Genomic DNA, 13709 nt, shown 5'->3' with positions numbered 1-13709 from the left:
TCTAAATAACTAGCGGTTACGCTGGTGTTCGTAGGAATCCCGAACTTCAAGTGTTAACTAAGTGAGGGTGGTTCAATCTTTAGTAACTATATATCCTGCTAAGACGGAAAGTAGTAGCTGTTCTAATCCATTTCAGCGAACCCGGGAAGGTGCAAGCCGGGCATGGTAATGGCAGTGAAGGCAGTCCTGAGCGGGAAAATGAAAGTGGCCGATTATTGCGGCAAATAGGGTGGAACCGCGGGTTAACTCTCGTCCCTATGCTAATTGAGCATAGGGATGGGAGTTTTTTTATTTGATGGAAAGGATGGATGACATGAATATCCAAGAAATGATTTTGACTTTGCAAAAGCATTGGTCAGATTACGGATGTATTTTAATGCAGGCATATGATGTGGAAAAAGGAGCAGGGACGATGAGCCCTTATACGTTTTTAAGGGCGATAGGTCCTGAACCATGGAATGTGGCTTATGTAGAACCATCAAGACGACCAGCAGACGGCCGGTATGGTGAAAATCCGAACAGGCTTTACCAACATCATCAATTTCAGGTGATTATGAAGCCTTCACCTGAAAACATTCAGGAAATGTATCTGGATTCCTTAAGGAAACTGGGAATCGATCCGCTTGAACATGATATCCGTTTTGTTGAAGACAATTGGGAAAATCCGTCACTGGGATGTGCAGGTCTCGGATGGGAAGTTTGGCTAGACGGTATGGAGATAACTCAGTTTACTTATTTCCAACAGGTCGGAGGTCTGGAATGCAAGCCAGTATCGGTTGAATTAACATATGGAATTGAACGTCTTGCCTCTTACATCCAAGAAAAAGACAATGTTTTTGATTTGGAATGGACGGACGGATTTACAATCAGGGATATTTTTTATCAACCTGAATATGAGCATTCAAAATATGCTTTTGAGACTTCCGATCAGGATTTACTTTTTACTTTATTCGGCATGTATGAAAAGGAATCAAAAAGACAAATGGAACTTGGCCTCGTACATCCGGCATATGACTATATTTTAAAATGCTCTCACGTATTTAATCTTTTGGATGCAAAAGGTGCTATTTCTGTAACGGAAAGAACTGCATATATTGCCAGAATGAGAAATATGGCTCGTCATGTGGCAAAAACTTTTTATGAAGAAAGGGAAAAGCTAGGTTTTCCGATTTTGCAGCACACGAAGGGAGAATACAGCCATGAATAAACGCGATTTATTGCTTGAAATCGGTTTGGAAGAAATGCCAGCAAGGTTTATACGCGGTTCCATTCAACAGCTTGAAGAAAAAGTCCGTAGCTGGCTGGATGGAAACGGAATTGAGCACGGCGACGTGTCAGCTTTTTCAACGCCAAGGAGATTGGCTGTCCTTGTAAACAATGTGGCGGAATCACAGCAGGATACAGAAGAAGAAGCGAAGGGGCCTGCAAAGAAAATTGCTCAGGATGAAAACGGCAATTGGTCAAAAGCGGCATTAGGCTTTAGCCGATCTCAGGGAATGTCTCCAGAGGACATTTACTTTAAAGAGATCAAGGGAGTTGAATATGCCCATATTAAACGCTTTATAAAAGGGAAAGAGACCTTTGAACTGCTTCCGCAGCTCCAAAAATTGGTGGAAGACATGCATTTTCCAAATAACATGAAATGGGGAAGCCATCAGCTTCGTTATGTCCGGCCTATTAGATGGCTAGTTGCTTTATTTGGCAATGAGGTTATCCCATTCACAATTGCCGGAGTATCCACTGGAACGGTTACGAAAGGACATCGCTTCTTGGGAGAAGATATATCGATCGATCGTCCTGAAGATTATGAAGAAGCTCTTCATTCTCAATTTGTAATCGCGAATGAACCAAACAGAAAGCGGATAATAGTAGAACAAATAACGGAGTTGGAAAAAGAAAACGGCTGGAGTGTTCCTATTGAAGAAGATTTGCTGGAGGAAGTCACAAATCTTGTGGAATATCCAACTGCTTTTTCTGGGAAATTTGATGATAAATTTCTAGGGCTTCCGGAAGAAGTACTTATTACTTCGATGAAAACCCATCAACGCTATTTTCCTGTGAAGGATGCACAGGGCAGCTTGCTCCCATACTTCATTTCAGTCAGGAATGGCGGAAACAGCCATATTGATACTGTGGCAAAAGGAAACGAGAAGGTATTACGTGCGAGGTTGGCTGATGGGGAATTCTTTTATGAAGAAGATCAAAAGCTTGAAATCGCAGATGCTTTGAAAAAGCTTGAATCTATTATCTATCAAGAGAAAATCGGTACATTGGCTCAAAAAGTCAATCGGATTCAAAAAATTACTCGAGAATTAAGCACCCTCCTTGGGTTGTCAGAAAATGAAACACTATTGGCTAATAGAGCTGCCGAAATCTGCAAATTTGACCTTGTGACAAATATGGTGGATGAATTTCCTGAGCTACAAGGGATAATGGGGGAAAAATACGCTCTTCAAAAAGGAGAAAATGAAGAAGTCGCTAAGGCTGTCAACGAACATTATCAACCGCGCCATGCTCAAGACGATATTCCAGGCTCCCTTACCGGAGCAATTGTCGGAGTCGCCGATAAATTGGACACGATTGTAACAGCCTTTGCCATTGGCCTGATACCGACGGGTTCGCATGATCCATATGCCCTGCGTCGAAATGCAACTGGCATTGTCAATATATTAAAGGGGATGAATTGGAATATCTCACTTGAGAATCTCCTCCGCCGGGTGATTAAAATTACCAAAGAAGATCTAAGCATCGAGAATGAAGAATTGGTGGAAAATCTTGTTCAATTCTTCAAACTTCGGATTAAGTATCTTCTTCAAGAACAAAATGTCCGCTATGATATTGTTGAAGCAGTACTCGGCGGAGAACTTGGCAGCGTTCCTGATATCATCAGTCGAGCCGGTACCTTGAATGAGCATAAAGATGAAGAGGGCTTCAAGGAAACGATTGAATCATTGGCTCGTGTTATGAACATCGCCCAGAAAGCGGAAGGCGAGGATGAAGTAAATTCAGCGCTATTTGAGAATAACGAAGAAGAACAGCTCTACAAGGAATACAAAAATGTGCTCGATATTTTTGCTTCGGAAAATGATTCTGAGAGTCGCTTTTCAGTGCTAAGAAATTTATCACCTGCGATTACCGCATACTTCGATCATACAATGGTGATGTCAGAAGACGAAAACATTAGAAAAAACCGGCTTGCCCAAATGAAAAAACTCTCTGATGTGCTTGCAAGTTATGCCATGGTGAACAAAATTCAGGTGAAATAAATAAGGATAGTTACCTTTAAAAGTTATGCCCTCGAAAAAACTTATGTTTTCCTTCGAGTGTTGTTTATACTGGCGCCAGCTTTCCTGTTACCTGGAAGGGATTTATTTGGCGGTCTCAATCGTGTTGTTCTAAAAATAAATTGTCTTTATTAATGTAAAATACAATCTTTATTTGTGTACCTTTTATGGATGAGATTTTCTTTAATGGTTAAATAGTATATACTAATTCTAATAAGTATGTCTCATTTCATGTCCATAGGTGGTGAGCACGATCGAACTTAGCAAAAGGCAAGATCGAATATTAGAAATCGTCAAGGAAAACGGCCCGATCACGGGTGAACATATTGCAGAAAAACTGAATTTGACACGCGCCACTCTGCGTCCGGATCTGGCCATTTTAACAATGGCCGGATATTTGGATGCGAGGCCAAGGGTAGGGTATTTTTATACAGGAAAAACAGGGACACAATTGCTAACTGAAAGCTTGAAAAAGCTGACAGTTAAAGAGTTTCAGTCGATTCCTGTTGTCATCCATGAAAATGTTTCTGTTTATGATGCAATCGTCACAATTTTTCTTGAGGACGTTGGGACTGTTTTTGTAACAGATGATGAGCATCATCTGGCTGGGGTCCTTTCCCGCAAAGACTTATTAAGGGCAAGCTTGGGCAAACAGGAGTTATCAACATTACCGGTTAACATCATTATGACAAGGATGCCCAACATTACGATGTGTGAGAAGGATGATTTGTTGATTGATGTTGCCAAAAAGCTGATTGACACACAGATTGACGCAGTTCCAGTAGTAAAAAAGACAGATTCTGGTTACGAAGTCATAGGCAGACTTACGAAAACAAATATAACAAAAGCGTTTGTCGCGCTTGCTGAGCAAGAAGGTTAGTTGACATGATGGGAGATGATAAAATCATGACGGAACCGGTGATATATGTTGTATCAGACTCCGTGGGCGAGACTGCCGAACTTGTAACCAAAGCGGCATTGAGCCAATTTTCTGGGCCAAATGCCGCCATTAAACGCATTCCTTATGTTGAGGAGACGGAGAATATCGATGAAGTCATTTCGTTGGCAAAAATGAATAACGGAATCATCATCTTTACATTGGTCAAGCCGGAAATAAGAAATTATTTGGTTGAAAGGGCGAGGGCATCCAACGTACATGCTATTGATATTTTAGGGCCATTAATGACAACCTTTGAGACAATGTTTCACAAGAAGCCGCTGAATGAGCCTGGCCTCGTGCGCAAGTTGGATGCAGACTATTTCAAAAGAGTCGAAGCCATTGAATTTGCTGTTAAGTACGACGACGGGCGCGACCCAAGGGGTCTCCTTAGGGCGGACATTATTTTGATAGGGGTTTCTAGGACATCGAAAACGCCACTTTCGCAATACCTTGCTCATAAAAGATATAAGGTGGCAAATGTGCCTGTAGTTCCTGAAGTGGATCCGCCGGAGGAATTATTCAAAATTGATCCGAAAAAATGTATAGGGTTAAGAATCAGTGCGGAAAAGCTCTATGAAATCCGAAGGGAAAGATTACTGACACTAGGGTTGGATGATAATGCCATCTATGCAAATATTGAAAGGATCCGCCGTGAAATTGAGTATTTTGACAGGATTGCTAAAAAAATCGACTGTAAAATAATTGATGTAACTAATAAAGCAGTTGAAGAAACGGCTAATATCATTATCAACTTTAAATTAAATAGCAATTGAGCGCTTAAGCAGCGCTTTTTTTCGTGAGTAAAGAAAGTATAACTTGTTATGGGAAATTTTATTCAAAGGAAGCTTTATCAAAGTCTAGCTGCAGCGCCTAGCCCCGCAAGGATCAAGCTGCTTCCCTGTGGTGGCTGAAGAACTGTCTCCTCGGGAATCGTCTTGTTTGCCCACGCTGACCGAGGCGCTTTTATTATGAAAAAAATATCAAGTTATATGACTAGGCAAACTTGGTCAAATACGATATAATAAAAAATTGTGTTTATAGAAAATAAAAGGGTTAGAGTCCCGGTAGAAGGAATACACTATTTATTGTGATTATATTTAACCGTGCCACATCATTTTTTTAAAAAGGGTTTAAAAATAAGAAGGAATCTGCGGAGGGATGCAGAATAAATAATTATGCCCATAAAAAAAGGGTGATATTTGTCGATGCGGATGCCTGTCCCGTAAAAGATGAAATTTCTGTCATTGCGAAAGACCTGAAGTTTGAGGTGTTTTTTATTGCCTCGTATTATCATAAGCCTTCGATCATGAATGAAGGTGAAAACTGGACTTTTGTCGATCCGGACAGAGAAGCGTGTGATCTGTATATCCTAAACCATATTAAACGGGGAGATATCTTAGTTACGCAAGATATAGGGCTCGCAAGCCTTGCTCTTCAGAAAGGTGGTTTTGTCTTTTCACCCAGGGGAACGGAATACAAGAAAGAAATGATAGATGCGGCGCTTGATTTCCGTTACTTGGCTGCAAAAGACCGTGAGCGAGGAAAGTTCTGGAAAGGACCGAAACCATTTACGGACAAAGATCGTAATCTATTTCTAGCCGTTTTCGATAATTTTTGTCGAAATATGGTAATGAATGGAAGCTGAAATAAAGAATAGGTGGGGATGTTTAGACGGTGGCTGCAAGAATCCCAGAGGAAAAGATCAGTGAACTCAGGCAGTCTGTGGACATTGTTGATGTAATAAGCGAATATGTCCAGTTGAAAAAACAAGGACGAAATTATTTTGGATTATGTCCGTTCCACGGTGAAAATACTCCTTCTTTTTCCGTAGCACCAGAAAAGCAGATATTTCATTGTTTTGGATGCGGTGCGGGTGGAAATGTATTTAATTTTCTTATGGATGTGGAAGGCATCTCTTTCCAAGAAGCTGCTTCCATTGTAGCAGATAAAGGCGGTATCCCTATTCAAATTGAGCAGTCTGATCGAAATCGCAATGACGATTATCCTTTAGAGCACCAAAGAATGATTGACGCTCATGAACTTTTGGGTAAACTATACCATCACCTATTGCTGAATACAAAAGAAGGCGCAGGTGCGTTGGATTATCTTCTTTCCCGCGGATTTACAACCGAGGGTATTAGAAAGTTCAAAATTGGCTATTCTTTGCCTGAATGGGATATGGCCGTGAAGTACTTGACAAAACGGGGATTCATGGAAGAAGAGCTGGAAAATGCTGGACTGATCATTAAAAGGGAAAGTAACGACGGATTTTTTGATCGGTTTCGAAACAGAATTATGTTTCCCTTGCTTGATTCAAAAGGCAGGGTCATTGCTTTTTCAGCGCGTTCTCTTGACAGCGAGGATTCTCCGAAATATTTGAATACCCCGGAAACGCCTATTTTTAATAAAAGCTCGCTTCTTTATAATTACAATGGGGCACGGAGCGAAATCCGGAGACAGGGATATGCTGTTTTATTCGAAGGATTTGCCGATGTTACATCCGCTGATCAGGCCAATGTGAAAAATGGCGTTGCTGTAATGGGGACATCCTTCACGAAAGAACATATTCAGATGCTTAGAAGGCTGACAGATACTATTATACTCTGCTTTGACTCGGATCAGGCGGGGATTGAAGCCTCTAACCGTGCCGGATCATTACTTGTTGATCAAGGATTGGAAGTTAAAGCGGCTATGCTCCCTAAGGGGCTGGATCCCGATGATTATATCCGAAAATACGGACCTGAAAAATTCCGGACGGATGTAGTAGGGAATGCACTGGTATGGACAGCTTTTAAACTCCATTATTACAGGTTCGGAAAAAACTTGCAAAATGAAGGAGATAAGCTGAAGTATATAGAAGAAGTCATGAATGAGTTGAGCAAGCTGACTAATCCCATTGAAAGGGATTTGTACACAAGGCAGATAGCTGAGGAATTCTCACTTTCTTTAGAAGTACTTGAGAGTCAGCAAAAGAAGCTGGTCCAGGCTGAAGGGAAAAAGCAACCAAAACAAACAGGCGGATTTATTCAGGCTCCACCAAAGAAAAAAAAAGTGGTGGCGGCCCATCTAACAGCGGAAAGGCTGCTGTTAGCCAGGATGATCCGTGATGAAGAAGCTGCCTATCGAATTATGGCCATGCTTGAAAATCAGCCATTTCACTATGACGAACATCAGGCAATTATCACATATTTGTTAGGTTATTATGCTGCGGGAAATCATCCCGACCCATTGCTCTTTCTGGATCATCTTCCAGATAAACAGCTCCGGGCCATTGTCACTGAGATTGAAATGATAGCAGTGGACAGCGAAGACACCGAGCAGGAATTAAAAGATTGTGTCAATTATGTGTTGAATCATTCAAAGATGTTAATGATAAAAGAAAAACAATTGGAGCAAAGAGAAGCGGAGCGAAGCAATAATGTCAAAAAGGCATTGGAAATTGCACAGGAAATCATAGATCTTCGCAAATCATTAAGTATGTAACCGGGTGCGCAAATGTTTGGAAGGAGGGGGACGTATGGCTGAAAAAGCACGTTCCAGTGTATCAGAAAATGAACTAACCCTCGAGCAGGCAAAAGAACAATTGCTTGAACAAGGCAAGAAGCGGGGGACTTTAACATATGAACGCATTGCAAGTAATCTCGCCCATTTTGATCTGGATTCCGATCAGATGGATGAATTTTACGAAATGCTGAGTCATCATGGGGTTGAAGTTCTTGAAGAAGATACTGATGATGAGGATGCAGACCCTGATGTTAACGATATTCAAAAAGAAGACGAAGAAGAATTTGATTTAAATGATTTAAGCGTCCCTCCCGGAGTTAAAATAAACGACCCTGTTCGTATGTATCTGAAAGAAATCGGTAGGGTGGACCTTCTATCAGCGGAAGAAGAAGTGGAGCTGGCTGAGAGGATTGAACAAGGGGACGAAGAAGCGAAGAAAAGGCTTGCTGAAGCAAACTTGCGGCTTGTAGTCAGTATTGCCAAACGGTATGTAGGCCGCGGTATGCTGTTTCTTGATTTGATACAGGAAGGCAACATGGGCCTGATTAAAGCCGTAGAAAAATTTGACCATAGGAAAGGTTTTAAGTTCAGTACGTACGCCACGTGGTGGATCAGGCAGGCCATTACACGCGCTATTGCGGACCAGGCAAGGACGATACGTATTCCTGTTCATATGGTTGAAACCATCAATAAATTAATCAGAGTTCAGCGTCAGTTGCTCCAGGACCTTGGCCGGGAACCAACTCCGGAAGAAATTGCAGAAGAAATGGATCTGACGCCTGATAAAGTCAGAGAAATCTTAAAGATCGCTCAAGAGCCTGTTTCACTTGAAACACCAATTGGTGAAGAAGATGACTCTCATCTTGGAGACTTCATTGAAGACCAGGAAGCCACTTCTCCATCTGATCATGCCGCGTATGAACTGCTTAAAGAACAACTCGAAGATGTCCTTGACACATTGACCGACAGGGAAGAAAATGTACTTCGTCTCCGTTTTGGACTTGATGATGGCCGTACTCGGACATTGGAAGAAGTCGGTAAAGTCTTTGGTGTAACTCGCGAGCGTATCAGACAAATCGAAGCAAAAGCTCTAAGAAAGCTGAGACATCCGAGCAGAAGCAAACGTTTGAAAGATTTTCTTGAATAATAGATCAATGCGCCTCCCGTAATCCCGGGGGCTTTTTTTTTGCTATTCAAACCAGTAAGTGTAAGGTCTAGTTTCATCCAAGTGCGGCGCACAGAAATTAATAGTGCTACCGGATGTCGTGTACTGAGCCTGCGATGTGCAGGGATGTACTAGTGCAAGCGAAGCGACAGGACGTCGTGTACTAAGCCTGCGACGCACAGGGACGTGCTAGTGCAAGCGAGGCGACAGGACGTCGTGTACTAAGCCTGCGACGCACAGGGACGTGCTAGTGCAAGCGAGGCGACAGGACGTCGTGTACTAAGCCTGCGACGCACAGGGACGTGCTAGTGCAAGCGAGGCGACAGGACGTCGTGTACTAAGCCTGCGACGCACAGGGACGTGCTAGTGCAAGCGAGGCGACAGGACGTCGTGTACTAAGCCTGCGACGCACAGGGACGTGCTAGTGCAAGCGAGGCGACAGGACGTCGTGTACTAAGCCTGCGACGCACAGGGACGTGCTAGTGCAAGCGAGGCGACAGGACGTCGTGTACTAAGCCTGCGACGCACAGGGACGTGCTAGTGCAAGCGAGGCGACAGGACGTCGTGTACTAAGCCTGCGACGCACAGGGACGTGCTAGTGCAAGCGAGGCGACAGGACGTCGTGTACTAAGCCTGCGACGCACAGGGACGTGCTAGTGCAAGCGAGGCGACAGGACGTCGTGTACTAAGCCTGCGACGCACAGGGACGTGCTAGTGCAAGCGAGGCGACAGGACGTCGTGTACTAAGCCTGCGACGCACAGGGACGTGCTAGTGCAAGCGAGGCGACAGGACGTCGTGTACTAAGCCTGCGACGCACAGGGACGTGCTAGTGCAAGCGAGGCGACAGGACGTCGCGTACTGAGCCTGCGACGCGCAGGGATGTACTAGTCAAGCGAAAGCGACAGGACGTCGCTTCTTGAGCCTGCCGATAGACAGAGGGATATGTCTGGCTATCAGAGGTGTCCGGTACTGTACAGCTGCTTCCTGTTTTGGTACATCTAGGCGCAAACGCTTTATTATTTAAATTTGACACTTATTTTACTGAATCCATTCTGCTTTTGCAAACCGAGATTTTGGCTCCTTTTGTCGATAGATTTTAAAGAGCGCTAAAATGTTATTCTAAAATAATTTAAAATGAGTATTTTTGGGGTTTTAATAATGAAAATAATATATCAATAAAATGAATTTTCATTTCAAAATATCATTTGTCTTGAGAAGGAAAAGGAAAAAGAGATATAATGAATGTTGAAAGCGGATACAAAAGGCAGGAGGAGGGTAAAATGAATTTCGACTTAACTTCTGAACAAAGTATGATCAGGCGAACCATCAGGGAATTTGCCCGAGAGGAAGTTGCGCCTGGTGCCGTTGATCGGGACAGGAAGTGCGAGTTTCCAAATGAAGTTTTTAAAAAACTTGCCAGTCTGGGGATGATGGGATTACCGTTTCCGGAAGAATACGAGGGAGCAGGTGCTGATACCGTAAGTTTTGCCATTGTGACGGAGGAATTAAGCCGTGTATGTGCATCGACCGGGATCACCTACTCTGCCCATATATCGCTTGGAGGCGCTCCTATTCATATGTTTGGAACAGAGGAACAAAAGAAAAAATATTTGGTTCCGATCTGTAGAGGGGAGTCTTTGGGCGCATTCGGTTTGACAGAGCCAAACGCTGGATCGGACGCAGGAGGGACACAGACGACAGCAGTCCTCGAAGGAGATAACTATATCATTAACGGAAGCAAATGTTTCATAACAAATGCTTCTTATGCAAGGCATGTGGCGCTGACGGCCATAACTGGAAGAAAGAACGGAGAAAAACAAATAAGTGCAATAATTATTCCTACTGATGCGGAAGGGTTCACTATTATTAATCAATATGAGAAAATGGGATTGCATGCATCAGACACGACTGAATTGATACTGGAAAATGTGAAAGTCGGAAAAGATCATTTGCTGGGAAAAGAAGGGGAAGGCTTTAAACAGTTCCTTAGGACGCTTGATGGAGGAAGAATCGGAATTGGGGCAATGGCTGTCGGAATAGCTCAGGGAGCCTATGATAAGGCCTTGCAGTACGTAAAAGAGCGCAAGCAGTTTGGGAAGACACTTTCTCAGTTTCAAGCTACACAATTTAAAATAGCTGATATGGCAATGAAAATTGAAGCGGCACGGAACATGGTTTATAAGGCCGCATGGCTGAAGGATCAGGGAAGGCATTTTGCCCAAAACGCATCGATGTGCAAATTATTCGCTTCGGAAGTATGCATGGAGATCACAAATCAAGCTGTCCAGCTTCACGGAGGTTATGGTTATATGCGTGAATATGAAGTGGAGCGGATGATGAGGGATGCAAAATTATTGGAAATCGGGGAAGGCACTTCTGAAGTGCAACGTATGGTTATTGCAAGAGAAGTCGGGTGCTATTAGATGAAAAGCACCCTCTAATTTGTCCAAATATCGAAAAAAGATGAAACATCGACAGAAAGACTTTCCCTTCCGCTCAATTTCGAGTAGAATGTAGATGTTTGCATAATTTATATTTATCAACTGTTCATTACATAAGGAGGGTAAGTTATGAAACGCAATCCGCTTGTTCCATATTATTTAATTATGGTTTTAGGCCTTGTACTCGTATTTTTCCTTGGTATTAAAGGAATTGGAGATGCAAAAGAAATCGCAAAAGAAAAAGAAGGTGGCGATCAAGAGCAAGCCGAAGAATTCGATCCGGAACAATATGCCCAAGGAACATGTATTTCATGTCACGGGGAAAATCTAGAGGGATCTGGTTCCATTCCAAGCCTTCATGGTACAGGACTATCCAAGGATGAAATAGCTGACATTCTTACTAACGGTAAAGGCAACATGCCTGCCGGATTGGTACCTGCTGACAATATCGATCAGATGGCAGAATGGTTGGCAGACTTGAAATAACACACTTAAAAAGTTCTTTGCTAAAAGGCAAAGAACTTTTTTTATAAAGAAGGTGCAGTTTTGTATGAACGAGAATCAATTGTCAAAAAGGCTTCATTATGTTGCCTCTTATATAAAAAAAGGAATGAAAATAGCAGATATCGGTTCTGATCATGCCTATTTACCCTGCTATGCTATTAAACAGGGAACAGCTTCTTTCGCCGTGGCTGGTGAAATTGCGGAAGGCCCATTTCGATCAGCCAAAGAGCAGGTTGAAAAGGTCCAGCTCGGTCACCTGATTGATGTGAGGAAGGGCGACGGCTTAGAAGTAGTGGAGCCGAAAGAAGTCGATTGCATTGTCATAGCTGGTATGGGAGGTCCGTTGATAGCCCAGATTTTAGATAGTGGCAAAGAAAAGCTGGACGGCGTGTCAAGACTTGTTCTGCAGCCAAATATTGGAGCGGAGCATATTAGGCACTGGTTATTGGAAAATGGGTGGAAACTGATAGACGAACAAATTTTAGAGGAAGACGGAAAAATTTATGAAGTTCTTGCTGCCGAGAGGGGATTTCCATCTAAGCCATACAATCCAGGTGAGTTGCTGCTAGGCCCTTTTTTGTTAAAAAAGAAAAACGAGGTCTTCGAGAAAAAATGGCTCTCCGAGCTTAAGGTGTGGCAGAATATATTAAATAGCATGGATAAATCAAAGGGTCGCCCGGAGACGGAGAAGAAGAAGCAGGAGTTATTAAAGAAAATGGCCATTGTGAAGGAGGCGTTGAAATGAAAGTCGTGAACGGTTTTCAAGTGATTGAAATGTTGGAACAGTTTGCTCCTAAAAAGTATGCAATGGAAGGGGATCCCATTGGTCTGTTGATTGGCACATTAAACAAAAAGGTTTCTACCGTTTTGACAGCCCTTGACGTATTGGAGAACGTTGTAGACGAAGCGATTGAAAAAAAGGCCGATCTGATCATTGCTCATCACCCCATCATTTTCCGTCCATTAAAAAGAATCGTTTTGGACGAACCTGGGGGAAAGTTGATTGAAAAGCTGATCAAGCATGATATTGCTGTCTATGCAGCCCATACCAATCTAGATGTCGCCAAAGGCGGGGTAAATGATATGCTTGCGGAAGCACTAAAATTGAAAAACACTTCTGTGCTTGTACCTACATATGAAGAGAAAATAAAGAAGTTAGCCGTTTTTGTCCCGGTAGATCAGGCAGATCAAGTTCTGAAGGCGCTCGGAGAAGCCGGAGCGGGTTTCATCGGGGAATATAGCCATTGTTCCTTTTCGACGAAGGGCACCGGCAGATTTTTACCTGGTAATGAAGCAACACCTTTTATCGGTGAAAAGGGCAAAATGGAGGAAGTTCCGGAGATTAAGATTGAAACGATTTATCCGGAGTCCGTAGAGAGAAGGGTTGTCTCTGCAATGCTGAATGCCCATCCATACGAAGAGCCGGCATACGATCTTTACCCGCTCAGTCTCAAAGGAGAAGAGCTTGGACTTGGACGAATCGGCGAAGTTGCTAAAGAAATGACGCTTCGGGAGTTTGCTGATCATGTAAAGGAAGCACTGGATGTAGATGGTGTCCGGGTAATCGGTGATCCTGCGGATACAGTCAGAAAAGTCGCTGTGCTCGGAGGGGATGGGAATAAGTATTTTCACCACGCTAAAAGAAAAGGTGCTGATGTTTACGTGACAGGCGATTTTTATTATCATACTGGACACGACGCTATGAATATCGGATTAAACATCGTGGATCCAGGGCACCATGTAGAAAAAGTAATGAAAAAAGGGCTGGCAGATGTACTTGGACAGCGAGCAAGGGAACTTGGCTATGATGTCAATTTTATTCCCTCTGAACCGGGTACTGATCCGTTTACGTTTGTTTAACTTCATTCAG

Annotated in this window: 11 protein-coding genes; all 11 read left to right on the top strand. The window is 43.0% G+C overall.

Features of this window, described 5'->3' with window-relative positions:
• Positions 1-313 precede the first annotated feature (313 nt).
• Positions 314-1207 (top strand): glycine--tRNA ligase subunit alpha, encoded by an 894-nt coding sequence (glyQ, locus tag D5F11_RS00870; RefSeq protein WP_120115107.1) that lies wholly within the window; start codon positions 314-316, stop codon positions 1205-1207.
• Positions 1200-3266, top strand: coding sequence for a glycine--tRNA ligase subunit beta (gene glyS, locus D5F11_RS00865; RefSeq protein ID WP_120114942.1), 2067 nt, complete (start codon positions 1200-1202; stop codon positions 3264-3266). Before glyQ ends, glyS begins: the two co-directional genes overlap by 8 nt.
• Positions 3267-3525: 259 nt before the next feature.
• The gene (gene ccpN / locus D5F11_RS00860) at positions 3526-4164 is read left to right on the top strand and encodes a transcriptional regulator CcpN (RefSeq protein WP_120114943.1); all 639 of its coding nucleotides are present in this window, start codon (positions 3526-3528) and stop codon (positions 4162-4164) included.
• A gap of 5 nt (positions 4165-4169) precedes the next feature.
• The gene (locus D5F11_RS00855) at positions 4170-4997 is read left to right on the top strand and encodes a pyruvate, water dikinase regulatory protein (protein WP_244862074.1); all 828 of its coding nucleotides are present in this window, start codon (positions 4170-4172) and stop codon (positions 4995-4997) included.
• Positions 4998-5416: 419 nt separating this feature from the next.
• On the top strand, positions 5417-5869 hold the full coding sequence (locus D5F11_RS00850; RefSeq protein ID WP_244862075.1) for a YaiI/YqxD family protein: 453 nt from the start codon (positions 5417-5419) through the stop codon (positions 5867-5869).
• A gap of 29 nt (positions 5870-5898) precedes the next feature.
• Positions 5899-7707 carry a DNA primase gene (gene dnaG, locus D5F11_RS00845; RefSeq protein ID WP_120114945.1) on the top strand — a complete coding sequence of 603 codons (1809 nt, stop codon included), beginning with the start codon at positions 5899-5901 and terminating at the stop codon, positions 7705-7707.
• 34 nt (positions 7708-7741) lie between these two features.
• Positions 7742-8875: an RNA polymerase sigma factor RpoD gene (gene rpoD / locus D5F11_RS00840; protein ID WP_120114946.1), complete on the top strand. Its 1134-nt coding sequence runs from the start codon at positions 7742-7744 to the stop codon at positions 8873-8875.
• Between the two features lie 1299 nt (positions 8876-10174).
• Positions 10175-11317: an acyl-CoA dehydrogenase family protein gene (locus D5F11_RS00835; RefSeq protein ID WP_120114947.1), complete on the top strand. Its 1143-nt coding sequence runs from the start codon at positions 10175-10177 to the stop codon at positions 11315-11317.
• A gap of 147 nt (positions 11318-11464) precedes the next feature.
• Positions 11465-11821, top strand: coding sequence for a cytochrome c550 (gene cccA, locus D5F11_RS00830; RefSeq protein ID WP_120114948.1), 357 nt, complete (start codon positions 11465-11467; stop codon positions 11819-11821).
• Between the two features lie 64 nt (positions 11822-11885).
• Positions 11886-12584, top strand: a complete 699-nt coding sequence (locus tag D5F11_RS00825) for a tRNA (adenine(22)-N(1))-methyltransferase (protein ID WP_120114949.1) — start codon at positions 11886-11888, stop codon at positions 12582-12584.
• Positions 12581-13699, top strand: coding sequence for a Nif3-like dinuclear metal center hexameric protein (locus D5F11_RS00820; RefSeq protein WP_120114950.1), 1119 nt, complete (start codon positions 12581-12583; stop codon positions 13697-13699). The genes D5F11_RS00825 and D5F11_RS00820 overlap by 4 nt, the downstream gene beginning before the upstream one ends.
• Positions 13700-13709 lie beyond the last annotated feature (10 nt).

The sequence above is a fragment of the Siminovitchia terrae genome (assembly GCF_003605405.2).
GTDB lineage: Bacteria > Bacillota > Bacilli > Bacillales > Bacillaceae_C > Siminovitchia > Siminovitchia terrae.
The sequence above is the reverse complement of the archived record's forward strand: the minus strand, read 5'-3'. Positions and strand labels throughout refer to the sequence as shown.